Annotated in this window: 34 protein-coding genes; 12 read left to right on the top strand and 22 right to left on the bottom strand. The window is 39.8% G+C overall.

Annotated elements, in window-relative coordinates:
• The first annotated feature begins 147 nt into the window (after positions 1–147).
• Both V1497_RS09835 and V1497_RS09830 read left to right on the top strand, forming a co-directional pair.
• On the top strand, positions 148–1,767 hold the full coding sequence (locus V1497_RS09835) for an ABC-F family ATP-binding cassette domain-containing protein (protein WP_349407386.1): 1,620 nt from the start codon (positions 148–150) through the stop codon (positions 1,765–1,767).
• Between the two features lie 428 nt (positions 1,768–2,195).
• Positions 2,196–2,474, top strand: coding sequence for a hypothetical protein (locus V1497_RS09830; protein ID WP_349407385.1), 279 nt, complete (start codon positions 2,196–2,198; stop codon positions 2,472–2,474).
• Between the two features lie 358 nt (positions 2,475–2,832).
• Here V1497_RS09830 and gvpU read toward each other — a convergent pair whose 3' ends face one another.
• The 11 genes from gvpU to gvpQ all read right to left on the bottom strand — a co-directional run bounded on the left by gvpU (position 2,833) and on the right by gvpQ (position 8,016).
• Positions 2,833–3,246 carry a gas vesicle accessory protein GvpU gene (gvpU, locus tag V1497_RS09825; protein WP_349407384.1) on the bottom strand — a complete coding sequence of 138 codons (414 nt, stop codon included), beginning with the start codon at positions 3,244–3,246 and terminating at the stop codon, positions 2,833–2,835.
• Positions 3,243–3,581: a gas vesicle protein gene (locus V1497_RS09820; protein WP_349407383.1), complete on the bottom strand. Its 339-nt coding sequence runs from the start codon at positions 3,579–3,581 to the stop codon at positions 3,243–3,245. Before V1497_RS09820 ends, gvpU begins: the two co-directional genes overlap by 4 nt.
• A 49-nt stretch (positions 3,582–3,630) precedes the next feature.
• Entirely contained in the window at positions 3,631–3,915 is a 285-nt protein-coding gene (locus V1497_RS09815) for a gas vesicle protein K (RefSeq protein WP_349407382.1), read from the bottom strand.
• Positions 3,869–4,135 (bottom strand): gas vesicle protein, encoded by a 267-nt coding sequence (locus V1497_RS09810; RefSeq protein ID WP_349407381.1) that lies wholly within the window; start codon positions 4,133–4,135, stop codon positions 3,869–3,871. The genes V1497_RS09815 and V1497_RS09810 overlap by 47 nt, the downstream gene beginning before the upstream one ends.
• 18 nt (positions 4,136–4,153) lie before the next feature.
• Positions 4,154–4,963, bottom strand: coding sequence for a GvpL/GvpF family gas vesicle protein (locus tag V1497_RS09805; protein WP_349407380.1), 810 nt, complete (start codon positions 4,961–4,963; stop codon positions 4,154–4,156).
• 10 nt (positions 4,964–4,973) lie between these two features.
• Complete coding sequence (locus V1497_RS09800) at positions 4,974–5,231, bottom strand: gas vesicle protein GvpG (protein WP_349407379.1); 258 nt, start codon at positions 5,229–5,231, stop codon at positions 4,974–4,976.
• Positions 5,231–5,998, bottom strand: coding sequence for a GvpL/GvpF family gas vesicle protein (locus tag V1497_RS09795; RefSeq protein ID WP_349407378.1), 768 nt, complete (start codon positions 5,996–5,998; stop codon positions 5,231–5,233). Before V1497_RS09795 ends, V1497_RS09800 begins: the two co-directional genes overlap by 1 nt.
• 14 nt (positions 5,999–6,012) lie before the next feature.
• Complete coding sequence (gvpN, locus tag V1497_RS09790; protein ID WP_349407377.1) at positions 6,013–6,912, bottom strand: gas vesicle protein GvpN; 900 nt, start codon at positions 6,910–6,912, stop codon at positions 6,013–6,015.
• A 30-nt stretch (positions 6,913–6,942) separates the two neighbouring features.
• Positions 6,943–7,203 carry a gas vesicle protein GvpO gene (gvpO, locus tag V1497_RS09785; protein WP_349410787.1) on the bottom strand — a complete coding sequence of 87 codons (261 nt, stop codon included), beginning with the start codon at positions 7,201–7,203 and terminating at the stop codon, positions 6,943–6,945.
• 79 nt (positions 7,204–7,282) lie between these two features.
• A complete protein-coding gene (gene gvpA, locus V1497_RS09780; protein WP_349407376.1) occupies positions 7,283–7,546 on the bottom strand; it encodes a gas vesicle structural protein GvpA in 264 nt (87 codons plus the stop codon).
• A 23-nt stretch (positions 7,547–7,569) separates the two neighbouring features.
• Positions 7,570–8,016, bottom strand: coding sequence for a gas vesicle protein GvpQ (gene gvpQ / locus V1497_RS09775; RefSeq protein ID WP_349407375.1), 447 nt, complete (start codon positions 8,014–8,016; stop codon positions 7,570–7,572).
• Positions 8,017–8,379: 363 nt separating this feature from the next.
• On the opposite strand from gvpQ, the gene V1497_RS09770 reads away from it, so the two are divergent.
• Both V1497_RS09770 and V1497_RS09765 read left to right on the top strand, forming a co-directional pair.
• Positions 8,380–9,774, top strand: coding sequence for a S8 family peptidase (locus V1497_RS09770; protein ID WP_349407374.1), 1,395 nt, complete (start codon positions 8,380–8,382; stop codon positions 9,772–9,774).
• 237 nt (positions 9,775–10,011) lie between these two features.
• Positions 10,012–10,446, top strand: a complete 435-nt coding sequence (locus V1497_RS09765; protein ID WP_349407373.1) for a hypothetical protein — start codon at positions 10,012–10,014, stop codon at positions 10,444–10,446.
• A gap of 103 nt (positions 10,447–10,549) precedes the next feature.
• On the opposite strand, the gene V1497_RS09760 is transcribed toward V1497_RS09765, so the two are convergent.
• Together V1497_RS09760 and V1497_RS09755 are read right to left on the bottom strand one after the other, a co-directional pair.
• Positions 10,550–11,017, bottom strand: a complete 468-nt coding sequence (locus V1497_RS09760) for an Hsp20/alpha crystallin family protein (RefSeq protein WP_349407372.1) — start codon at positions 11,015–11,017, stop codon at positions 10,550–10,552.
• A gap of 28 nt (positions 11,018–11,045) precedes the next feature.
• Entirely contained in the window at positions 11,046–11,270 is a 225-nt protein-coding gene (locus tag V1497_RS09755) for a spore germination protein (protein ID WP_349407371.1), read from the bottom strand.
• A 147-nt stretch (positions 11,271–11,417) separates the two neighbouring features.
• On the opposite strand from V1497_RS09755, the gene V1497_RS09750 reads away from it, so the two are divergent.
• The 6 genes from V1497_RS09750 (at position 11,418) to V1497_RS09725 (ending at position 13,615) form a co-directional block, all read left to right on the top strand.
• Complete coding sequence (locus V1497_RS09750) at positions 11,418–11,642, top strand: spore germination protein (RefSeq protein WP_226548762.1); 225 nt, start codon at positions 11,418–11,420, stop codon at positions 11,640–11,642.
• Positions 11,643–11,738: 96 nt separating this feature from the next.
• Positions 11,739–12,374 carry a spore germination protein GerPC gene (gene gerPC / locus V1497_RS09745; RefSeq protein ID WP_349407370.1) on the top strand — a complete coding sequence of 212 codons (636 nt, stop codon included), beginning with the start codon at positions 11,739–11,741 and terminating at the stop codon, positions 12,372–12,374.
• Entirely contained in the window at positions 12,364–12,543 is a 180-nt protein-coding gene (locus V1497_RS09740; RefSeq protein ID WP_349407369.1) for a spore gernimation protein GerPD, read from the top strand. Before gerPC ends, V1497_RS09740 begins: the two co-directional genes overlap by 11 nt.
• 4 nt (positions 12,544–12,547) lie before the next feature.
• Positions 12,548–12,919, top strand: a complete 372-nt coding sequence (locus tag V1497_RS09735; protein ID WP_349407368.1) for a spore germination protein GerPE — start codon at positions 12,548–12,550, stop codon at positions 12,917–12,919.
• Positions 12,920–12,931: 12 nt separating this feature from the next.
• On the top strand, positions 12,932–13,159 hold the full coding sequence (locus V1497_RS09730) for a spore germination protein GerPB (RefSeq protein WP_349407367.1): 228 nt from the start codon (positions 12,932–12,934) through the stop codon (positions 13,157–13,159).
• Positions 13,160–13,189: 30 nt separating this feature from the next.
• Positions 13,190–13,615 (top strand): Hsp20/alpha crystallin family protein, encoded by a 426-nt coding sequence (locus tag V1497_RS09725; protein ID WP_349407366.1) that lies wholly within the window; start codon positions 13,190–13,192, stop codon positions 13,613–13,615.
• A gap of 82 nt (positions 13,616–13,697) precedes the next feature.
• On the opposite strand, the gene V1497_RS09720 is transcribed toward V1497_RS09725, so the two are convergent.
• Together V1497_RS09720 and V1497_RS09715 are read right to left on the bottom strand one after the other, a co-directional pair.
• Complete coding sequence (locus V1497_RS09720; protein ID WP_349407365.1) at positions 13,698–13,919, bottom strand: spore germination protein; 222 nt, start codon at positions 13,917–13,919, stop codon at positions 13,698–13,700.
• A gap of 274 nt (positions 13,920–14,193) precedes the next feature.
• Positions 14,194–14,283 carry a YjcZ family sporulation protein gene (locus V1497_RS09715; RefSeq protein WP_349407364.1) on the bottom strand — a complete coding sequence of 30 codons (90 nt, stop codon included), beginning with the start codon at positions 14,281–14,283 and terminating at the stop codon, positions 14,194–14,196.
• A gap of 389 nt (positions 14,284–14,672) precedes the next feature.
• Between V1497_RS09715 and V1497_RS09710 the strand changes: the two genes are divergently transcribed.
• Complete coding sequence (locus tag V1497_RS09710) at positions 14,673–16,037, top strand: YjiH family protein (protein ID WP_349407363.1); 1,365 nt, start codon at positions 14,673–14,675, stop codon at positions 16,035–16,037.
• Between the two features lie 95 nt (positions 16,038–16,132).
• Here the strand turns inward: V1497_RS09710 and V1497_RS09705 are convergent, their stop codons facing one another.
• The 3 genes from V1497_RS09705 to V1497_RS09695 form a co-directional block, all read right to left on the bottom strand.
• Positions 16,133–16,351 (bottom strand): hypothetical protein, encoded by a 219-nt coding sequence (locus tag V1497_RS09705; RefSeq protein WP_349407362.1) that lies wholly within the window; start codon positions 16,349–16,351, stop codon positions 16,133–16,135.
• A 160-nt stretch (positions 16,352–16,511) separates the two neighbouring features.
• On the bottom strand, positions 16,512–16,826 hold the full coding sequence (locus V1497_RS09700; protein WP_349407361.1) for a thioredoxin family protein: 315 nt from the start codon (positions 16,824–16,826) through the stop codon (positions 16,512–16,514).
• Positions 16,827–16,945: 119 nt separating this feature from the next.
• Positions 16,946–17,458, bottom strand: coding sequence for a DUF6141 family protein (locus V1497_RS09695; protein ID WP_349407360.1), 513 nt, complete (start codon positions 17,456–17,458; stop codon positions 16,946–16,948).
• Positions 17,459–17,692: 234 nt separating this feature from the next.
• On the opposite strand from V1497_RS09695, the gene V1497_RS09690 reads away from it, so the two are divergent.
• On the top strand, positions 17,693–18,460 hold the full coding sequence (locus V1497_RS09690) for a DeoR/GlpR family DNA-binding transcription regulator (RefSeq protein WP_349407359.1): 768 nt from the start codon (positions 17,693–17,695) through the stop codon (positions 18,458–18,460).
• Between the two features lie 42 nt (positions 18,461–18,502).
• Here V1497_RS09690 and V1497_RS09685 read toward each other — a convergent pair whose 3' ends face one another.
• The 4 genes from V1497_RS09685 to V1497_RS09670 form a co-directional block, all read right to left on the bottom strand.
• Positions 18,503–19,222 carry a class I SAM-dependent methyltransferase gene (locus V1497_RS09685; RefSeq protein WP_349407358.1) on the bottom strand — a complete coding sequence of 240 codons (720 nt, stop codon included), beginning with the start codon at positions 19,220–19,222 and terminating at the stop codon, positions 18,503–18,505.
• Between the two features lie 101 nt (positions 19,223–19,323).
• Positions 19,324–20,061 carry a hypothetical protein gene (locus V1497_RS09680; protein WP_349407357.1) on the bottom strand — a complete coding sequence of 246 codons (738 nt, stop codon included), beginning with the start codon at positions 20,059–20,061 and terminating at the stop codon, positions 19,324–19,326.
• Positions 20,062–20,078: 17 nt separating this feature from the next.
• Positions 20,079–20,699 (bottom strand): LysE family translocator, encoded by a 621-nt coding sequence (locus V1497_RS09675; RefSeq protein ID WP_349407356.1) that lies wholly within the window; start codon positions 20,697–20,699, stop codon positions 20,079–20,081.
• A 77-nt stretch (positions 20,700–20,776) separates the two neighbouring features.
• Entirely contained in the window at positions 20,777–21,787 is a 1,011-nt protein-coding gene (locus tag V1497_RS09670; protein WP_349407355.1) for an NADP-dependent oxidoreductase, read from the bottom strand.
• Positions 21,788–21,836 lie beyond the last annotated feature (49 nt).

Raw genomic sequence — 21,836 nt, 5'->3', positions numbered from 1 at the left:
CTAAATAAGTTGATATATTTATAACAACTATATCATGTTGATTCGTTTTTGCAATGATCTTAACGTACGAATTGCCACCTGCCTCGCTCTAATTAAAAGAACGTGATATAATCTCCACGTAGCTGATTTTTGGAGGAATGTTAAATTATGATAAATGTGACAAACGTAGGCTTACGTTTTGCAGACCGCAAATTGTTTGAAGATGTGAACATCAAGTTCAACCCTGGTAACTGCTATGGATTGATTGGGGCCAATGGTGCTGGTAAATCCACATTCTTGAAAATCCTATCGGGGGAAATCGAACCTCAACAAGGTGATGTGCACATCCCACCAGGACATCGTCTCGCCGTATTGAAGCAAAACCATTTCGAATATGAAGAATATAAAGTATTAGATACAGTAATGATGGGACACGAAAGGCTTTATGAGATCATCCAAGAAAAGGATGCCATATATGCCAAGCCAGATTTCTCTGAAGAGGATGGAATCAAGGCTGCAGAGCTTGAAGGAGAGTTTGCTGAGCTTAACGGATGGGAAGCAGAATCAGATGCTGCAGTCCTTCTGAAAGGTCTTGGAATTGAGGAAGACTTGCATTCGGAAGAATTGAAGGACTTGACGAACAGCGAGAAAGTAAAGGTCTTGTTGGCTCAAGCATTATTCGGTAATCCTGATATCCTTTTACTTGATGAGCCGACAAACGGTCTGGATTTGAAAGCGACTCACTGGCTTGAAGAATTCTTGATTAATTTCGAAAACACCGTTATTGTCGTCTCACATGATCGACATTTCTTGAATAAAGTATGTACGCATATTGCAGATTTGGATTTTGGTAAGATTCAGATCTATGTCGGAAACTATGATTTCTGGTATGAATCCAGTCAATTGGCACAGAAAATGGCACAAGAGCAAAATAAGAAGAAGGAAGAAAAAATCAAAGACTTGCAAAACTTCATCGCCCGGTTCAGCGCGAATGCATCCAAATCCAAGCAAGCGACCTCTCGTAAAAAATTGCTCGAGAAGATTACTCTGGATGATATCAAGCCATCGTCACGCCGATATCCATTCGTAGGGTTCTCCCCTGCTAGAGAAATCGGAAATGATTTGTTACGAGTTGAAGGACTTACAAAGACTGTGAATGGCGTTAAAGTGTTGGACAATGTCAGCTTTGTCATGAATAAAGACGATAAAATCGCTTTAGTAGGGAAAAATGAAATCGCAAAAACCACCCTCATGAAGATCCTGATGGGTGAAATGGAACCAGACAGTGGTTCATACAAATGGGGCATCACGACCTCGCAAGCCTACTTCCCGAAAGATAACTCCAAGTACTTCGAGGGTTGTGATCTGAATCTTGTTGATTGGCTGCGTCAATACTCTCCAGAAGATGATAGTGATACGTTCTTGAGAGGATTCCTTGGAAGGATGCTTTTCTCCGGAGAGGAAGTTAAGAAGAAGGCCAGTGTTCTATCTGGAGGAGAAAAGGTACGTTGTATGTTATCGAAAATGATGCTCAGCAATGCCAACGTATTATTGCTGGATGAGCCGACGAACCATTTGGATCTAGAGTCCATTACAGCATTGAACAATGGATTGATCAAATTTAAAGGGTCCATGCTCTTTGCATCACATGATCACCAATTCGTTCAAACGATAGCGAATCGTATCATTGAAATCACAGACAATGGTCTTATGGACAAAGTGATGACCTATGACGAATATTTAGAAGATGCACAAATTCAAGCTGAATTAGAAAAAATGTACGCCTAAAAACTTTCCAACCACCCTTCAAAATGATGGGTGGTTTTCTATGTCTATTCAGTGGGAATGAGTATATTGGTATCCTATCAAATTCCTTGTTTTTGTAATATCTATTCAATACTTGTCTTATTGGATAGTAATATTCGGCTGTTTATTTAAAATTGTACTAATTTTAAGAAAGAAACATTTATTTATACGAGAATCTCCGATATACTGAGGGTAGATGTTTTTTACGAACGTTAAATTTTCGTTAGAGTCTTCTTGCTTTCGATCATCCATTCTTATTTATCATCCATCACTCTACGTTATCATCAACCCCCGACTATTCCGTTTTCGAAAGAATCGTTCTCTATAAATTCTGTTCGACAGCTTGTCTCCTCACTGAGAACCAAGACTCACGCTAAGAAGTTATTCTCTTGAAGAAAGAAGGTTGTAGCATGGAATCGATTGTTATACGCTCTTATCAAAATGACGAAGTGCGGTTCGCTTTTGTATATAATGGCCGTCTCTATACGATGTTAATGCAGTGGTCACACGAACAAGGCCGTTGGAACCTGCAAACCTACGACCAAGAACTGCTTAGGGACCCTAGTCGTCACGGCTTTATTGTGAGTCAATTGTTATCCAATGATAAGGTTAAAGAGTTTTTTGAATCGAAAAACATATTGATTGAGAATGTCTATTGTGACGATTGTGATAATGTAGCAGTTGAATAAAGTAAGGACTCATGGATGAGAGATAAGCTGACTGGATTGATTTCGAGTCAGCTTTTTTTATTGAACGCATTTCAGTTCAATAAGATAAACTTATGTGTCTCTTATAGAACATATAAGCAACTTGATATTTACCATCTTTTTGAAGAGGTTTAAAATTTACGGCAAAAGGTAATTAATACTGTACAGTCGTAATTAGCCCAATGGATTTTATTATGTTTGGAGGGTTCACCTTGTTCCGGAAGCGCCTGGTCATCGTAAGCATTTTTGCAGGTTCTTTTCTTGGCATGACAAGTCATGTTATTGGTTAATACTTGTTTCCCCCTGAGAAATTCAGGGGGATTTCTTTTGGCATTATTGGTCAGGATTCCTCTTTCGAATCATTTTTTGATTCTGAAATCTTACCTGGAAAGAATCCGTCAATTTGATCCAGCTTCCCTCTCCAGAGAATCTTCCCTTTGGATGGCGTCGGATGACGGTCACCACAATATACCCGTGTATTCTTCATATGAATATAATCGACTTCTCTATTATCTTGCTTTTCTGCCGCATCACTTGCCGCGGCAAACTCTTCACTAAGTTTTTGAGCGGATTTGCTTCCGTTTTCCAGTTTCCCGCTCAATATTTCGAAATACTCTTTAGCCGATATCATCGTTCCTGAAATCAATGCTCCCTTTACATTCAATGTAATGTCTAGAGATAAGTCCTCTGTATTTGAAGCTCTAACAAAATACTCTAATATACTATCTTTATCAGTCTGAGCAATTGTCGTCATTCTTTCCCCTCCTCATTTGCATTCCATCTGTTTGTTTGGAGAAGACTGTTCTCCAGCTTCTCCAGGCGTTCTTTCAGTTCATTGTTCTCTTCTTCTAATGCTTGGGTTTGTTTTTCGGCTGCCTTAGAACTTAAATAAGGATCCGTTTCCCACCAGTCCATGCCGATTTCCTTCGCCTTATCGACCGATGCGATGATCAAACGGATTTTTATCGATAATAGTTCAACATCAGCAAGACCTACTCGTATATCACCGGCAACAACAACACCTTTATCTAATACTTTCTCCAAGACATCGACGATTGAATGAGATTGTCCAGGATGTTCTATAGACATACGATTTCCCTCCTTATGCCGCTTTTGGCAGGAGTCTGTTAAATTCGGATTAAAGCAAATTCCCTAGCGGACCTAAATCGATGTTCAAGTCTTCTTCCTTCAAATCAAATATTTCTTTCAGGTCTTCCATTTTTTCTTCTAAATTCATGAGGGCGACACCTAGTTGCTCTACTTGTTCATCTGTAAGTGTCCCGCCTTCTACTCTTCTCATCGCTTGACGCTCAATGGTTTGTCTCAACAGTTCAATTACAGTCATGACCAATTGTGCAAGACCCTGTTGAGCGTTATCAGGATCGATATTGATTTGTGAGTTGGTTTGATGACCTTGATGCATGGCACATATCACCTTCTTTAAACTCCATATTTTCAGATTCACTGTTATTCACGAGGGTTTCAACTGAAGAGATCAATACCTTCAAATCCAAATAAACAAGATCGATTCCAGCAATCGAAATCAGTATATCTCCTCTGATTGCAACCCCTTTATCCAGAACGACATCTAGAATATCAACAAGTGCCACTTCTTTATTTTCAATTGATTGCCTCGGGGACATACGATCCATCCCTCATTTCTAAGATATACTCGAAAAGTGATAGGCTGGCCACGGACCTGATACTTCAAATCGCCATCCGTTATTTCCGTGCGCCCTTTCTTCTCGTTCGATCTCTTTCAAATAGTCTTTAATCCTATGTTCCGGAAGAAGAAACACACTGTTCCAGGCCATCTTATCTTTAGATCCAGTAACCTCTTTACTCCATGTGCTCTTAACTTCTTGTTGAATAGAGAATGCTTTCAGCTTCTCATGAATACGCTCACAAATTTGATTGTTTTTACTTTCAAGCTGTGATTCTACCCATTTATCAAGTTTTTTCTTCTCGAAATATTGCCTGCCTGGTGGCAATGCTTGAATCTCTTTTCTTTTTGCTTCTAGTTCTTTACTGCTTTGCTTCAGAACGTCCCTTACTTTATCCTGATCGCAGTAGATTTTCAGATTCCATTCTTCTGTTCCATCAAGTGTGTTCAAGGTCTCAGAAATCATTTGTTCATTTTCAATCATCTTATTGATTAAACTATTTTCTGACTTATAGACGGTACAAAACGATAACGGAATTACAGGATTAAAAAATTCATTTATTGAAAGCAAGGTTTCGTGATGGTGGAGGGCCTTCCTTTTCAACCACTCTACATCCTGATCAACCTTTTGTTGTAGTGTTTCTTCTGTATATACATTCGAATCCAAACCACAAACGATTGCTGTGATTGTATTCCCTTGTATCGGGTAAAGTTCGGATTTACGATCGAAACCTTCTAGTGAAGGTAAGGAACTGTGTGTTAATTCAGAAGATCGTATAAATCCATATAAGTAGATTAAGCGTTCCATCTTCTTCTCCTCATTCCTTCTTCTTAGTCAGCTCTTCCCATTCTTCCAACTCCATCTTCTTCGCAATTTCATAGCGGGCTAATAGTTCCTCTTCTTTATTTTGGAATGCCCTTTCGGAGATTTCTCCTAATTCATACATCATTTGCAATTGAATAAGCTTCTGTTGGATGGTGGGGAGATCATAAAGTTCCTTGTCGAGCTCCTCTTGGACCTTTTCACCTACTTTGATCACCAGATTCATAGGTGCAGTAACCAGCTTGTGGAGCATCAGCTTTCTTCCACACTTAAGCGGATGTTGACAAAATTGTAAACTGGCCAAGGTCCTGTATATTTAAAATCAACTTTATCCTTCCATTTTTCATGGGCAGCATTTATTTTCTCATCAAACATACCCTCTTGCTTCCGATCAATGAGAAACGAAGCATTCATCAACATTTTCTCACCATGCGGTGGATTGTTCCTTGCAGCTTCAGCTGTATCCTTCAGCGGTTCATAGATTTCCGCAATTATTTCTTGTTGAATTTGTGAGACCATTTTTTGGGCGAAGTCTCCTAATTGGATTCGCTCGTAATAACTGGCAGCCTCAGATTTGTTATTTACTGATGCTGCTTTATTCACAATGTCTTCATATTCATTCACTTTTGATTCGAGCCATTCTTTCTTGCCTATCACCTTTAATCCAAGTTCCATTTTCCCTTTGATTTCCGGGAACAATTTTTTGAATTGCGGATAAAGATTTTCCAAGAGTACTTTCACATCTTCACGTGTTTTGAAAATATTACCGAAGCTGATTGGAATCACTGTGTCGTTACGGTTCATTACTTCAGAAACGGTATTCTGGTGGAACATAAGGTTTTCCTTATTCGGATGGTAAATTTTCAATGGAGCCTCAGCCACTACCATCGCAGCATCTTTATAATGAATGGTGAAAATATTCCTTGATTGTCCTTCAATCTCCACCGTACCAAACTCATCCTCTTGATCTGTTTGGATCCCGCAAAACAAATAGATTCCGAGTTCATCCTTCTGTTCCATATCGTTCCTCTCCCTTATTTCAAATTGTTTAGAAGTTCTAAGATTGTCTTTTCTGCTTCAGAAAAAGGATCTTCAGATTCAATGGACCTGCTTATCGGAAAGCATAATAAATCAATACATAACTGTTGGAATTCTTCATTGCCACCATCAATCGGAATATCTTCTTCAATTGAAATTCGCGCAATCATCATGGATGCCCGGATACTCGGGCCATTTTGATTCTTACGCAGTCTAGAGGTTAAAGACGAAATTAAGTAGGCTTCTTGTTTGTTTATACCGAATTTTTCTGTAAGGATTGTTGCCTCCGCCTCAATATCCTTGTAATCAATGTACATGGTAATCATCCGATCAAGTAAAGCATCCGGACTTTGATAAACGCCGGAATATTCCTCAGGATTGCTTGTGAAAATCACCCTGAACTCAGGGTGAATCCTGCAAAAAGATTCGGTCTGCTTCACTCCGTACAATGGGAGAACACCTTCCTCCAATATGGAGAGGAAGAGATTATTCGTAACGGGTCGTGAACGCGTGAATTCATCGTAGACCAATGTGTATCCATTCTTAACTGCTTCAAGCAGGCGTCCATCCACCCATGATTCTGACACGGTTTCATCCTTTTTATATACCGAGCGGACATACTGATCGATGACCTTCTTTGTGGTATAGCCAGTATAATTACCAATCAAATCCTTGTTGTTCAATTCGGTGTGACCGTGTATGAGTCTTACTGGTCTGCTTCGTCTCTCCGCCAGTTCAAGAGCTAGGGACGTTTTACCCGTTCCAGTAGGACCTGTGAAATGAACTGGAAAACCAGCCCGTAAGTATTGAAGGGAGCGTGAAATCAACTGATTTGTTTTACGGTCTTGAATGAATGTTCGTGAATCTTTGTATATCCGTTCCTTCAATGCAGTCATTGGAGCCTCCTAATGGTCACCCTTCCTTCTTCATACATTCACAGCACTTCGGAACCGAACGTCTTGTCTTTTAAATGAGGTGACCTCTTGCTCATTATTTATAAAGACTTCATAGGTTCCAATCATTTCGTCCTTTGCATATTTCTTCATGTATTCTTTTTCTTCAATCACTTCAAGCGTGACCTTCCATCCATCATCACCATTTGCTTCTACCGAAGTAAATTTATGTGGAGGGGCTACATGCTCATGAAAGAAATCCGCGACATGATCCATAATCTTCTTAATTTCCATAATCTCCTCCAGTCTGCTATCGTTTTTCAGAATAGAGAGGGTGACCCAAAACTTTGACATAATGGACCACCCTTAACTCTTAAACACTGAATTGAGCATTTCTCCGTTCATTTGATTGAGAAGGCAACCCTTCCTCTTCCACTTCATCACGCAACAGTCCGACGGCTTCTGCATAACGTAACCACGTATCAACACTTGCAATAACAACACGCGCTTCTACTGTCAATATTTCAATACCTACTACAGAAACTCTAGCGAAAGCATCAATTACAATTCCTTTATCCAATATCCTGTCGATTACCTCTGCCAAACTTGAACTATCAGTTGTTTTTTGAACAGCCATATGACATTCTCCTTTCGATCAGGTTAAGAACCGAGTGTTTTTATCGATGTTGCTGATGGAATATCCCTTGAGCTTTTCAATTCAGTAGAACTTTTTATATCTCGCACGCCTTTAATGTCTCTTGTACTCTTTATTCTGTTATTTGTTTCATTGCCGGAAGCCATCTTTTCTTGAAACTCGTTTCCGGCTTCTTTCACTTTTTTAAGCTTCTCCCTAGCAGAAAGTAATACTTCTTGGAGATTTTCTTTCACTTTCTCAGCACGATGATGAGCTTTTTCAGCGTTTTCTTCCTTCACTCTGGATATATGGGTTGCAGTGGTTTTTGCATTTGACTGGACACGATCCTCTATCCTTTCCACCGCATGATCCATCGCTTCCTCTTTCATTTCCTCTTTCAAACGCGATGGCGCTTTGTCAATCACTTTCTTTGCAGCTTTTTTCATGACCTTTTTGATAGGCTTGTCCGCCACGCTATCACCTCATGCTTCCTCTGGTTGTTTACGTACACGTCTCCTTTCATTGAATGTTAGTAGAAGGACGCTGAATGGTCTCTTAATACAGTGGGTCTATTCCCCATGGAAAAATGATTTAAAACCAATGATGAATGAATACCAATCCCACTTGGCAATATTTGCATCAATTATTAAAAATTTTCGTATTTTGTGAATTCATGAATGACTGATATGAAGGTACAAATGTAAATTTCAAAATGATAAGAATACAAAGATAACAATTACATTACAGTTCAAGAACCTCCAACTGTAATTTGAAGCTTATTCATATTTTCCTCTGAACGACGCATCCTATTGATAGACGTTCGAGGAGGAAGATGTATGAAAAATAATAACTGGGCATTATCAATCGGATTATTAGTGTTGATTGCAGGGGTCATCCTGTTCCTGCCGGCAGATAAAGTGGAAGCACCGCTTGTTAATGAAGATCAATCTGCCAAAAGGATTCTTCCTGAAAAATTAGGTACGAAGCAGTCAAATCACCTTGTAAAAAAGGACTCCATCCAATATGGGAAAGATCTTGTACAAAAACTAGATACAAGCCCATCCATCGGAGTCATCAAGCATAATCGAACAAAAGTGAGCAGTCATTTCCGCGATCGTGAAGTGACCGTCCGTTTTAAAGTGAAACCAACCAAGGAAGAACTGACAAGGCTTTCAGCCGAAATAAACGGAAATGTATCCAAGGAGTTGGATGCTACTTATATTTTTCAATCCAAATCTCAATCCACCCAAGAGATGGTCACATATTTCAGTAGCAAAAATAATGTTTTGTTTGCAGAGCCGAATTATATCTATTTACAGAATGAAACCGATGATGAGCTCTATCAGCAATACCAATGGAATTTGCCAGCAATTCGAACGGAAGAAGGTTGGGAAATTACAAGAGGAAATGAAGATGTACTTATTGCGATCATAGATACTGGCATCGACCTAAAGCACCCTGATCTCTCCAAACGGTTGGTTGATGGGTATAATGTGTTGAATGACTCTCCTTTGCCGATTGATGACAACGGACATGGGACACATGTTGCCGGTATCATCGCTTCAGAGACCAATAATGGTGTTGGGACAGCTGGTATGACGTGGTATAACCGTATCATGCCAATCAAAGCCATGAATGCGGATGGATACGGTACCTCGTTTGATGTTGCGCAAGGAATACGATGGGCTGTTGAAAACGGTGCAGATGTCATAAATATGAGTCTTGGTAACTATAAAGCATCAAAAGCGCTTAAAGAAGCGATTGACTTTGCGTATGATAAAAATGTAATCATGGTAGCAGCCTCTGGAAATGAAAATACGGATCAAACCAGCTATCCCGCAGCGTTTGATAATGTAATCGGCGTGGCCGCAGTTGATTTGAGGCTGAATCGGGCGGATTTCTCAAATTATGGGGATTATATTGATGTTGCAGCTCCAGGAGTAGACATTGCCAGTACGTATATTAAGGGACAATATGCGTCTCTATCTGGAACGTCGATGGCCACCCCTCATGTGGCGGCACTTGCCGGATTGCTGAGGTCCTATAAGCCAGAGCTGAGTAATGCTGAAATTATCAAAATCATTGAGGATACAACCGATGATGTAGGACAACCTGGAAGAGATCAATATACAGGAAACGGAGTCATCAATGTGAAAGCAGCTCTTGAAGCAGTAAATCGAAAAAAACAACCTTTAGGAAAATTCGGCGAGTGGTTTCAATCAATACGTTAAAAAAGACAAAGGGAGATCCTCCATTCAAAAGGAGGGTCTCTCTTTCTTAAACGAGTTATACATGTACCAGCAGCTAGAAGCATAAGTATGAGAAGGAAAATATTGAGGGAGTCGATGAAATTGTCTTTTTCTACAGTTTTACTTGTTTACATCTTGCTTATTCTGTTGTTGTATACACTTTTAATCACCATCAAATTCAGAAAGGCAATTAATATTATGGAAGCAAAGAGTATAGTTATGTCCACGACCATGGTAACTAGTTTGACGGCAGGTTTTTTCATTATGTTCTTCTTTCATGAAAACCTCTTTTATGTAACTTTACTTTCCATGTTGATTGGAGCTGTTATTGGACTTATTGGTGGATCCCCTATCCACTACATTATTGCGTTAGAAGGTATGCTTACGGGGATCATGGGAGGTATGATGGGCGTGATGTTCGGTGCAATGATACCGGTACACGATTGGCACCAGCTGATTCGTTTCCTACTGCTTTTGTATTTTACTGTACTGACAATGAACCTTTTTTACTTGCATAGAAGATTTGGATCAAGCATTTTGACATTAAAGATAAAAGGTGTACTTATCTTCGGGGCCTTGTGTTTCATTGTACTGACGATCTATTCAGCACCGCTCGTCCATATGGAGATGCCGGTTCCGCTTCATCATCCATAAAATAAAAGAGATCTATTTGGAAGTGGTGCTTCCTCTTAGATCTCTTGTTTCATATATGGGTATTCAATTATCGTCTTTTCTTTTGAGATGAACGTAAAATCGATCATTCCTCATCAATTTCTATGATATTCGAATGCTGGTTGCTCACCTTAGGAACTCTGACAGTCAGACGGTTCCCAGACATCGAGGCTTTGATGCTCTCAGGTGCTACGTTCGGAGGTAAAGGCAAATACCTTTCAATCCGTTTGGAATAGTTCTCCTTTTTCAATATTTCTCCTTCATTATTCTGGATTTGTTCGGTTTCAAATCGTTGAATCAGGATTCGTAGCTGGTGGTTGACCATATCCAGATGGACCTTATCGTCATTCCCCACAGGTAAGGTAGCCTGGATAATCACTTCATCTTCAGTTTCCGCACTGTCTACATGAAAAAAATAATTGTTATTGAAGTGACTTAAATGATGGTCGAATTCCTTCAAAGAGTGCTCCAAGTGCTGATCGATCGATTTCAATAATTGATCAAATCTTTCATCATTAAAGAGGTTTTTCAGCTGGTTTTTCAAAAAATCCACTTTTCACATCTCCTCCCTTAACTTACCATCAGAAGTTCGCCAGGTTATTTGAATCACTGATATCCGGATCCAATGTATTGGTCATATTCCAGAAGTTGTTGACAAGCATGAAGTCACCCGTGTTTCCGCCACCTGAACCACTTGCTGATTTTGAGGTGGATTTCGGTGAAATGTATAAGGTGTCACCAAAGTTTACCGTACCATTACTTTCAACTGTACTGATTTTTATTGGAGCTAATATGATGGAAGGCAAATGATCCTCTCCTTTCTGTAAAGATCATATAGGCGGTTTTGCTATTGTAGTGTATGCATGATGGTTGGAAGAGGTACCTTTTAACATTCCATTAGGTATACGCATATGTTGAAGTAAACCACGCGAAAGTAAAAGGATGTTTTATGTATGCCTGCCATGGTTGGAGCCATAAAAATCAACGAAATATCAGGTACGGCTATTTTCAATGTCGGAGATGTGTATCATATGGCACCTCAAAGTCAAACGAAAACATTTGCTGGGGCTGGCTCCTTCAATACAGGGGATTACTTACAAGTCAATAACGGTTACAGTGTTACGCATACAATCGACTCGGATGTCATCGATTCAAGTAACATCGGTAACCAAGGCTAGATTGTTCATCCCTATAACTTGTTTCATATATTTGTGCGTAGTCTGTGTTAAATCCTCCTCTATTCCGCATAGGTTAGAAATAAGGAGGTGAAGGGCTTGAACAATTTGGATTATTTACACCAACGGATACAGCAATTGGAAGAATTGGTCAGGCAGTTGCAAGCAAAATCTGACTCATTCGAAAACCTGCTTTCCTCCCTCCAGAACGAATTGATACAATTGAAAAATGCCCCTCATACCTCTATTGAATACAAGTTTGATCAACTGAAAATCGAGACGCTTGAAGGAACGTTGAACATCGGATTGACACCTGGTGGAAATGGCTTTGAAAATATTGAAGACCTCGGTGTGAACGGAGGCAATTTTCAAGTTAATCAACAAAAACCACCCGATACTCCTTTTACCGATGAGATGTATAACTGGATCAATCAAGGAGTCGATCATTATCTAAATCATGATATTTTCAATGACATCAATAAGGAAGAACGGAAAGCCAAATTCCATTTAGATGATTCACAGAAAAAATTGATCATTGAAGACATAAAAAAACAGATGGGCGTGCGTCTCCCTCATTATATGATGGCTGCCAAAAAAGATAACGCCCAGAGAAACCCTGCACAAGAGGCTGAACGTATCATGACTCAGATAAAGAAAGATATTTTAAGCGGAATTGAAATATATATGAATAACGAACGTAAGAAATTCCAAGGAGGGCAACAGGATGGAACTTAATGTAATCAACCGTGATATTTCCGTAGGAGATATTCGAATCATTGGCCTTGGTACGTCCGCGATGGTTCTGGTTGGAGATAGCGAGGTCATCAATTGTCAGTCCATGTTTGATACCCCCCCAGAGTCTTTGATAATCGGTACACCTCTCGTCCCGCTCTCAAAGGAATAGGATTATGGACCGGACTTCTATTGTACAAACGATGGAAATTGTATCTTTGGTTTCCGCATCAATTGTCCAGATTGGGGATGCAAGATTACTTACGCCCTCTTCAAAGGCCCTTGCAGTTCAAAGACAGGAATCCACATATGATCCAGGTGAACATGAATTTGAGATGTACCCGATGTTCACTGCTCCTTTCCCTCCCTTTCAATATGAATGCATTCCTGTAAATACCATCCAAGAAATACCGGCAATCCATGTCAAGTCAATTAACATCATCGGGGTTGCAGCCTCATCTGTCGTGCGTGTGGGAAAGACGGATTATGTTTGCAGTGAAGCGAGAGTCAAACATATTCGCCAGTTTACAATCGATCCCTATGAATAGGAGGGTCTGGAAATGAATGTCTATGTGAACCAGAGCATATCAATTCAAACAATCCGTATTGATGGACTGTCCAACTCTTCTGTTCTACAAATCGGAACCAGTGGAGTAATTAAACCCGTTTCTTATCTCTCCAACTCGGGAGGTTTCACTGGTCCGGCACCTGCTATTGAAAATCCTTTCGGTAGTGTAGTGGAACAGCCGTATGAAGGTCCTCTTGTGCCGCTCTCAGGACCGCGGTAACCAATTGCAAAAATCATGTGAGGCGATTTTATGGATACTTGGTCTAAAATGATGGAATGGAAACAAGTTGCTGATAAATACATGAACCAGAGCTTTTTTCCTGATTCTCAACCAAAAAAGCAGAGCCCCCAAGTTAATATTTATGAATCTGACAATGAATTGCTTTGTCTTATTTCTTTACCAGGTTTGAATAATGTTGATGATGTCGAGGTTTATGTATACAAGAGCTCAGTAAAATTAATCGGAAATACAAGTTTACAAACTCATGGAATGTCACTTAAACAGGATGAAATTTTTCAAGGACGATTCGAGCGGGAAATCAGCCTCCCTTACTCTGTCCGTGAAGATCCGATTGATGCCTATTATCAGAAGGGCGTTCTGTACATTCGGTTGTACCGGCTATTAACAGATGATCGACCAAAGAAAAAAGTACAGATAAAAGATTCTGGTGAATGATAAAAGGGCTTGCCTGATTGGAAAGACATCTCACATCGCTTGGTGTGTGAAGTCGTTAACTTTCTGGGTAAGCCCTCTTCTTTTATACATTTCCGACATTATTGCTATCTGACACATCTGGGTCAATGGCAATAACTGCACTGAACAAATTATTCACTTGAGAAAAATCTCCGGTATTCCCTCCACCTGATCCAGTAACGGCCTTCGAGGTCGATACAGGTGAGTTGTAAAACAAATCTCCGAAGTTAACGTTTCCGTCATTAACAGAGGATATTTTTATTGGAGCTAAAATAATGGATGGCATGTCTCCACTCCTTTGTCATCGTTTATTATGGAAAATCAAGACACTCCTATGGTAGTAAGCGATTGCAAGCCAGAATCAATAACGATCTGTTAAAAAGAAAAGAGTCAGACCCATCGGTAGGCTCCTTACTTTGGTTAAACAACCTTTTCAAGATTGCGCTGAATTCGCCTTACTGCCAAATAGGCCAACCCTTAAAGATAAGTTGGATAAAATTTTTTATATAAGATCAGGCTGCAAAAGGAGTCCAATACTCCTTTGCAAGCCTAGGATTCTCCTAGTAGCTTACAAACGCTACTCCCACAATAATAAGGAGAATAAACAAAACGACGATCAAAGCAAATCCTGCTCCATATCCGTAACCCATGAAGACATCCTCCTTCCTTCAGGTCGTTAAAAGAATACCCATAAGAATATTCTTTTCATTACATACTATGTAGTTGGACGAGTTTTGATAGGGACAAGTGGTGAATTTTTTGAACTTCTTGCTGAATTCCGTAGGTTTTGCTCGAAATTTCATCTTTTTTTGAAAATTTAAGTATGTTATAATTATGCTGTTTCGTTTTTAGTTTTGCATCCATATGCATTACTATTTTATAGTAAAACTTTTACACCACAGGTATATGCCTTTCTATGAGAAATACACAGTTTTACATGTTTATACAGTTCTCTAAGTAGGTATCTTTGTGGTAGTCTAGTAATTAATCCAAACATAACGTCAACACGAAAAAAACATTGTAGAGGTGATCTTAGCAAATGGACAAAGAACAGACGTATTCTAAACCTAGTACAGCAAGTTATATCAAGTTCATCATCCCCTCACTGATTGGGATCTTCCTATTCATGATACCGATCAGTTACGCAGGAGAAGTCACGATACCTGTTGCACTTCTTGCTGATTGGATTCAAGGGGTGTTGGAAGGAACACTGCCAACCTTGATGACGGTTATCATTACATTGACAGTCATCCTGACATTGATAGCAACGATTGCAAAACCTTCCTACATTATGGATCGTCCTTTTTTGAAATCATTACTTCATGTAAAACCAGTTTGGGTTATTGCTAGAATTCTAGGCATGATTTTTGCAATAATGACCTTATACAAGCTCGGACCAGAGCAGGTATGGTCTGATGCTACAGGAGGTCTTTTGCTCGAAGGTCTCATACCGGTATTATTTTCTGTATTTTTGTTTGCTGGTTTATTCCTTCCACTTCTTTTGAACTTTGGTTTACTTGAATTATTCGGAGCACTACTCACCAAGATCATGCGTCCGATTTTCACATTGCCAGGCCGGTCCTCGATTGACTGTCTTGCATCCTGGTTAGGAGATGGGACAATCGGTGTCCTGTTGACGAGTAAGCAATATGAGGAAGGAAATTATTCGAAGCGTGAAGCAGCCGTTATTGGAACCACATTCTCTGTCGTATCCATCACCTTCACGATTGTCGTCCTCAAACAAATGGAACTGGATGCTTACTTTGGTCCCTATTACTTGACTATCGTGCTCGCTGGTCTTGCTGCAGCACTGATTATGCCGCGTATACCACCGCTTTCACGTAAGAAAGATACGTATGTGGATGAGTCTGATGTACAAAAGAGTGAGGATATACCTGAAGGGATGTCTTCCTTGAAATGGGGCTTGCAATCCGCTGCCCGTAAAGCGGACAAAACAAATAGTTCTGAAGCAATCTTCAAGGGTGGTGTACAAAACGTCCTTGATATGTGGATGGGTGTCATTCCGATTGTAATGGCGATCGGAACAGTCGCTTTGATTGTAGCTGAAGAAACACCTTTCTTTGAATGGCTTGGAGCACCTTTCGTTCCATTACTACAACTCATGCAAGTACCAGAAGCTGCGGCAGCAGCTCAAACAATGGTAGTCGGATTTGCTGATATGTTCTTACCAGCATTGATCGGGTTTGAGCTTGTAGAAAGCGAAATGACACGTTTCATCATTGCGTGTCTATCTGTCACACAGTTGATTTACATGTCCGAGGTCGGAGGATTGTTACTTGGCTCGAAAATCCCTGTCAGTTTCAAGGATCTTGTATTGATCTTCCTTGAAAGAACATTGATTACGTTACCGGTAATTGTCCTCATGGCACATATTATCTTTTAATTAAATGGTTAAGCTTGTAGAGAAACCCTCTACAAGCTTTTTTTGTACACAAAAAAAGCTGAATCAGCCTTTGATAGCTTCTTCAGCTTGATGGGTTACCAATTGAACCAGAAATCCCGTGTATCTTCTTCCTCTTTATCTTCATCTGTCTCGTTGCTCTCATCAGTATTCTCCACTTCGATTTCATCATCCCGGTCTACTCCGATTCCCCACATCGCATCCCAAGGATTGATTTCTCGCTCCTCTTTTTCTTTAGAATGCGGCTTCACGATACTCTCATCCTGTTTTTCGATTTTTCTCTTCTTTTTCTCCACCAAAATCCCCTCCTCATGTTACGGAAATAGCCTAACCTATCCACCATTTATTAATAAGGTATTGGAAAATTGAAGATACGATACGGATACTCGCCCATGAATCAAAATAAAAAGGTTGACCTAAATGTTTCAATCACATTCAGATCAACCGTTTTGTTTATTATTGCGATTTTAGAAAATCTCGTACAGATTCCGGGGTTTTTGCGTTAGCACTGTGTAGATGACCGATTTTCTCCCCATCCTTGAATACGAGCAGGCTAGGAATCCCCATCACTTCATATTTCTCCGCGATTTCAGGATGCTCATCCTTATTGATTTGGTACCATTCTTTATCACGATTTTCTTCAATGATTTCACCGATGAACATATCCAATCGTTTGCAATCCGGACACCAATCGGTTTCGAATTTAATTACCGTGTGAGTATTTTGACCAATGAGGTTGTAGAAATCATTTTCACTTTTGATTTGCTTCATGCTTATCCCCCTATTTATTACTTCAAATACTAGTATACCGAGTATATGATCCGTTGTTAATTAATCTGTTTTTTGTTAACCTAATACGACGATTCTAATTGAAAGGCAGTACGTATAGCTTAATTATTGACGTCTATATTTAGGGATTGCAAGACTTCTTTGATTGCTTCTGGTTCTTGGGTCCCTATCAAGTATTTCTTTCCATCGATCATTTCAATTCGTATTCCCTGTTTCCCTTTTACATTGTATGCGGTCACACCTTTAAAACTAAAACGGAGGCCATAGCCTAGAAATTCTTTAAGTGGATGATAGGTTTCTACTCTCAAGGTTTTGATCTCATCAAATTCAAACCTCCGCTTACGAAAATGAAAGGGAAAATATTGAACATAAATTCCATCTACGTATATCTCAGTTTTCAGACGGATGAATGCAAAAAAGATGGGAAAACCAATTCCGAAGATTACCCATAAAACAACTAATCCTTCGTCAGAAGCAGGATTTGTACCAAACGGAATACCAAAGATGATCTGTTGGATGATTCCAAACCACATAAGTCCTGTAACTAGAATGAGGATTAGAACAACAAACCATACACTGAATCGTTGTTCTTCTTCATAAATCGGATGTTTCATTCGCACTCCCCCCTAAAGCTCTGTATATCATACATTCTTTAGAAGATTCCTTAAATCCTCTACTCTACACTTACTATATGACACTTTTACCACTTATTTATCCTTAAGCAAAAATAAGCTGTTTTAAGGAAAGTGAAGTTCAATTATTTTAAGTCATTTTAAGCGTTATATGCATTGCCCGTTTGCCTTAAAACACTTATAATGAATGAAAACGAAGCTAGGGTGGATTCTTATATGTATCAAGACGAACGCTTGCTTGAAATCAAAGCGTATTTAAAGAAGCATAAACGTATTTCCATCAATCAAATGATTGATTTATTCGGGATATCACGTGATACGGCCAGAAGGGATCTCGTGCGGCTTGAGGATGATGATGAAATCATACGTACCCGGGGTGGAGCGAAATTGGTTGTCCCCCCTCTTCCACCAACTGTTGTCGACTCCCAAGAACAATTTCAATCCTTAGAATTACGCGCTTTAGCAAAGTCTGCATTATCACTTATAAAGTCTGGCGACCGCCTACTGTTAGACCGATCTATAACAGTTCAATATTTGTCTCATCTATTGGAGATTGATGATGTTTTGGTTTTAACCAATTCAATCGAACAGGTGAATATACTTTCGAAGAATAGTCATGCAAATGTCCGGTTACTAGGAGGATTGTTGGACAAACGGGGGAAATTTTTGTTTGGTGCTTCATTGATCGAAGAACTCAATACGTCTTACGTGGACGATGTCATTATAGGAGCCACCGGATTCACCTCTGCTGGTCTTTATCACTCGAGTGAAGAGGAAGCATTCGTTTTGAAAAGGATGACTGAATGTGGTGATCAAGTCATTGTGCTTGTCGAAGATTCCATCATTGGTCATAAGGGATACTGCAGGAGTATTGATTTAGATGTGATCGATATCGTCATATTCCACAATGATCCTGGCAAACGGTATCACGAGCTTTTGAAGGAACATGACATTCAAATCGTCATCGCAAATGCAAACAGATAAAAGCGACCCATTAGACATTCTTAATGATCAGGGTCGCCCAATTTACAAACTTGTCATTTTTTGTGCTCTTATAAAAAGGAAATGAGGGTGTTTCATTAAATCTTCGTATTCCTTCGGATGTACCCTGCGAAATTCTTCAGTAGGTAGAGGTTCTATAATTCTCTCAATGATAAATCCATTTAAATATAAAGGTTTTATGATCTCATTCAAAGGGCGAAGATAAAGATTTATCTCGTTATTATATTTTGCCGATGCCTGTACTTCCGTCAATTGTTTAAGTGAGAAATAATTCTCGTTTGGGAATCGTGTGTAATCCAGAAAAGGGTGGATGACGGAGAATATCAGCCGTCCTTTATTTCGGAGGATCCGATTGAATTCTTTCATTGGTTTTTCCCAATCTTTTATGTAATGCATCGTCAATGAAGAAATAATCAGATCAAATGAATGATCTTTTAACGCTCCTAACGGTTGATTCAAATCAGCTTGAAGAACGTTCCCCCTGCTGAAGATGCGCGCTTTGGTCTCTTTCACCATATTTTCATCTGAATCGATAGCCGTTACGTATGCGTCATGTTTCGCTAACCATTCTGAATACCATCCAGTACCGCAGCCTGCATCTAGAACATCTTTCCGTTCGACATCAGGGATTAATGAGAGCGTTGCAGGTCTTTCATAATACGTATGATAGTCTATTGACTCAGCATATTGAAAAATGTATCCGATCGACTCTTGATCTCTCTTATATAACCGTGTTTTTTTCAACTTCTCTCATCCCCAATTCCAGCAATTTTGCAATTAGATAGCCTGAAAAAGTGCAGAAATAATGACAAATGGGTTGCGGACTATAGTCAACATCTGTCGATTCAGATATAGTAGATCCAACCTTCCTCTTTCACATATGGGAATTCATCAGGTGGATGGGTTAACATTACATTCTCGATAAGATCGCCATTTCCTTTAAATAGAAGCGCTAACAAAGCACAGATGGATGCATCATACGCATCCGATTTCTTTGGGAGATCCGCTGGAATGAGATCCAATAAGCCTTCCTTTTTGAAACCTTGTTCTGATTCCTTTATAAGAGCTGGATATACCTCGATAATCGATCTTGATTCATCGTTGGATCCCTGTTGAGGAATGATTTTAAAGTCGTGATTGGCAGTCCAGGATAATGCATACGATAATGCAAGCGTTGTGTTGTTGCCTAGTTTATCGAACGTTGCCGATAATGGTTTTTTATTGAATTTCTCAAAGATATGTCGTTCCGTTTCACGATAAGCGAACGGATTATAAATTTCTTTAGGTGGAATGTCCAACTCTGACTTGGACATATTGACAAGTTGCTGAAACTTTAACGGAAATCCGAGAGAAGCATCAATGGCAACAACGATGTCTTCAAAATCATCCAACGAAACCGATGAATCAAGCGCATCTATGATTCCTTCCGGAGACCATTCCTTATGATGTTTGATGTTCGTGTTTCTCGGTTGTCCGATCCATGAAAAAGTATCTGTGGACGAATCAAAATAAGCAGCTGCGATGCCTTGCTTCGTTCCCATCCATCCTCCGACATCCCATCCGATTCCTAATCGTTTCGCCAATTTGTCCATCCCCTTTCTTATTTTTGTTCAAATAGTAGTCGTATTGAGAAAAAGGCAAATACAAGTCCTTTCATACGATTGATCCATTTTAAGATTACGGGATTGTTCCAAAGCTTTTCACCAATTGTTCCAGCTGAGAAAGACAACAATGCAAAAATGAGCAAGGCTTGTATGATGAATAACACACCCAACAGAATCATTTGAGCTGGAACAGAACCGTTTCCTACATGGACGAATTGCGGAAGAAAAGCTAGAAAGAATATGGAAACCTTCGGATTCAGTATGTTCATTAATATCCCTTTCCGGTATAAAGCCATAAGGGTATAACGTTTGACAGTTTGCTGTTCCGGTTGTGCATTTTCACGGAATGCTTGGACAGCAAGATATAAAAGATAGACGGCACCGACCACTTTTATAACCGTAAAAGCAACGCTTGATTGATAAATAATTGCAGAAATGCCGATGGCTGCTGCAAGCGTGTGTCCGATCAGTCCTGTGCATAAACCGAGCCCAGTAGCGAAACCGGCACGCTTACCATGAGAGACACTTTGAGCAAATACGAACATGAAATCCGGTCCGGGTGTAATGGTAAGTAAAACGGAAGCTAGGATGAAATAACTGATAGTGTTCCAATCCATGATCTTCTCTCTCCTTATGTATCAACTTATCAAGAAAAGATTGATCCCTTTTGGCATGGGATCAATCTTTCATATGATTATTCAGATGGCTCTGCAATCTTTACAAGATACTTTCCGATATTATCTCCTTTAAATAATCCTAGGAAGGCTTCAGGAAGTTTCTCGAATCCTTCAAGAACCGTTTCTTTCGATTGAAGCTTTCCTTCCTTCAACCATTTGGCCAGGTCTGTTATGGCTTCTTCAAAATGCGCGCCATAATCGGATACGATGAATCCTTTCATCAATGCACTATTAACAAGGAGATTTGGTTGTACCCTCACACCGAGATCCGGTTTTTCCAAATTGTATAAGGCGATTTGTCCACAAACCGGGATGCGGGCGTATTTGTTTATAAGTCGTAATACAGCATCCGAAACGGTACCGCCTACATTATCGTAATAAACGTCTACTCCATCTGCACAAGCTGCTTTTAATTCCTCTTGGAAGTTTTCAGATTTATAATTGACGACCTCATCAAATTGCAATTCATGTTTCAAATACGAAATTTTTTCTTCAGTACCAGCGATACCGACGACTTTCGCTCCAACGATTTTGGCGATTTGACCGACGACTGTCCCTACTGCGCCTGCAGCACCAGAAACGACTACGGTTTCCCCTGCGGCTGGCTTTCCGATGTCGAGCAATCCAAAATAAGCTGTAATCCCTGGCATTCCAAGTATGCCTAGGTGGTTTGTCAATGGTCCCTTAGACGGGTCGATCTTTCGAAGTGAATCTTCATGGGCGATTTGATGAGTGGCCCAACCTAAATTACCGATGACGATATCACCGACTTCAAATTGGGTGCTATTCGTCATCACCACTTCAGCGATAACACCTCCAGCAATGACTTCCCCAACTTCATATGGTTCAACATACGATTTACGATCGTTCATTCGGCCTCTCATATAAGGATCGACAGAAGCATAAAGAGACTTCAAAACAACTTCTCCTTGTGCAGGATCAGCTACAGTTTCTTCGGTCCATTTGAATGTCTCATATGTAGGCATGCCGTTTGGTCGAGTTGCTAAGCGAATTTGTTTTGCTTTCATTTTGTTCATACCACCTTTCAACATGTTATCCATTATAAATTTCAAACCG

The organism is Pseudalkalibacillus sp. SCS-8 (assembly GCF_040126055.1).
Lineage (GTDB): Bacteria > Bacillota > Bacilli > Bacillales > Fictibacillaceae > Pseudalkalibacillus > Pseudalkalibacillus nanhaiensis.
This window is presented reverse-complemented; position numbering and strand designations above follow the sequence as displayed.

Bases quoted from the DNA above. Each gene is read 5' to 3' on its own strand.
- V1497_RS09835 (WP_349407386.1), top strand. From the start codon at position 148: ATGATAAATGTGACAAACGTAGGCTTACGTTTTGCAGACCGCAAATTG.
- V1497_RS09830 (WP_349407385.1), top strand. From the start codon at position 2,196: ATGGAATCGATTGTTATACGCTCTTATCAAAATGACGAAGTGCGGTTC.
- gvpU (WP_349407384.1), bottom strand. From the start codon at position 3,246: ATGACGACAATTGCTCAGACTGATAAAGATAGTATATTAGAGTATTTT.
- V1497_RS09820 (WP_349407383.1), bottom strand. From the start codon at position 3,581: ATGTCTATAGAACATCCTGGACAATCTCATTCAATCGTCGATGTCTTG.
- V1497_RS09815 (WP_349407382.1), bottom strand. From the start codon at position 3,915: ATGCATCAAGGTCATCAAACCAACTCACAAATCAATATCGATCCTGAT.
- V1497_RS09810 (WP_349407381.1), bottom strand. From the start codon at position 4,135: ATGTCCCCGAGGCAATCAATTGAAAATAAAGAAGTGGCACTTGTTGAT.
- V1497_RS09805 (WP_349407380.1), bottom strand. From the start codon at position 4,963: ATGGAACGCTTAATCTACTTATATGGATTTATACGATCTTCTGAATTA.
- V1497_RS09800 (WP_349407379.1), bottom strand. From the start codon at position 5,231: ATGCTCCACAAGCTGGTTACTGCACCTATGAATCTGGTGATCAAAGTA.
- V1497_RS09795 (WP_349407378.1), bottom strand. From the start codon at position 5,998: ATGGAACAGAAGGATGAACTCGGAATCTATTTGTTTTGCGGGATCCAA.
- gvpN (WP_349407377.1), bottom strand. From the start codon at position 6,912: ATGACTGCATTGAAGGAACGGATATACAAAGATTCACGAACATTCATT.
- gvpO (WP_349410787.1), bottom strand. From the start codon at position 7,203: ATGGAAATTAAGAAGATTATGGATCATGTCGCGGATTTCTTTCATGAG.
- gvpA (WP_349407376.1), bottom strand. From the start codon at position 7,546: ATGGCTGTTCAAAAAACAACTGATAGTTCAAGTTTGGCAGAGGTAATC.
- V1497_RS09770 (WP_349407374.1), top strand. From the start codon at position 8,380: ATGAAAAATAATAACTGGGCATTATCAATCGGATTATTAGTGTTGATT.
- V1497_RS09765 (WP_349407373.1), top strand. From the start codon at position 10,012: ATGTCCACGACCATGGTAACTAGTTTGACGGCAGGTTTTTTCATTATG.
- V1497_RS09750 (WP_226548762.1), top strand. From the start codon at position 11,418: ATGCCTGCCATGGTTGGAGCCATAAAAATCAACGAAATATCAGGTACG.
- V1497_RS09740 (WP_349407369.1), top strand. From the start codon at position 12,364: ATGGAACTTAATGTAATCAACCGTGATATTTCCGTAGGAGATATTCGA.
- V1497_RS09735 (WP_349407368.1), top strand. From the start codon at position 12,548: ATGGACCGGACTTCTATTGTACAAACGATGGAAATTGTATCTTTGGTT.
- V1497_RS09730 (WP_349407367.1), top strand. From the start codon at position 12,932: ATGAATGTCTATGTGAACCAGAGCATATCAATTCAAACAATCCGTATT.
- V1497_RS09725 (WP_349407366.1), top strand. From the start codon at position 13,190: ATGGATACTTGGTCTAAAATGATGGAATGGAAACAAGTTGCTGATAAA.
- V1497_RS09720 (WP_349407365.1), bottom strand. From the start codon at position 13,919: ATGCCATCCATTATTTTAGCTCCAATAAAAATATCCTCTGTTAATGAC.
- V1497_RS09715 (WP_349407364.1), bottom strand. From the start codon at position 14,283: ATGGGTTACGGATATGGAGCAGGATTTGCTTTGATCGTCGTTTTGTTT.
- V1497_RS09710 (WP_349407363.1), top strand. From the start codon at position 14,673: ATGGACAAAGAACAGACGTATTCTAAACCTAGTACAGCAAGTTATATC.
- V1497_RS09700 (WP_349407361.1), bottom strand. From the start codon at position 16,826: ATGAAGCAAATCAAAAGTGAAAATGATTTCTACAACCTCATTGGTCAA.
- V1497_RS09695 (WP_349407360.1), bottom strand. From the start codon at position 17,458: ATGAAACATCCGATTTATGAAGAAGAACAACGATTCAGTGTATGGTTT.
- V1497_RS09690 (WP_349407359.1), top strand. From the start codon at position 17,693: ATGTATCAAGACGAACGCTTGCTTGAAATCAAAGCGTATTTAAAGAAG.
- V1497_RS09675 (WP_349407356.1), bottom strand. From the start codon at position 20,699: ATGGATTGGAACACTATCAGTTATTTCATCCTAGCTTCCGTTTTACTT.
- V1497_RS09670 (WP_349407355.1), bottom strand. From the start codon at position 21,787: ATGAAAGCAAAACAAATTCGCTTAGCAACTCGACCAAACGGCATGCCT.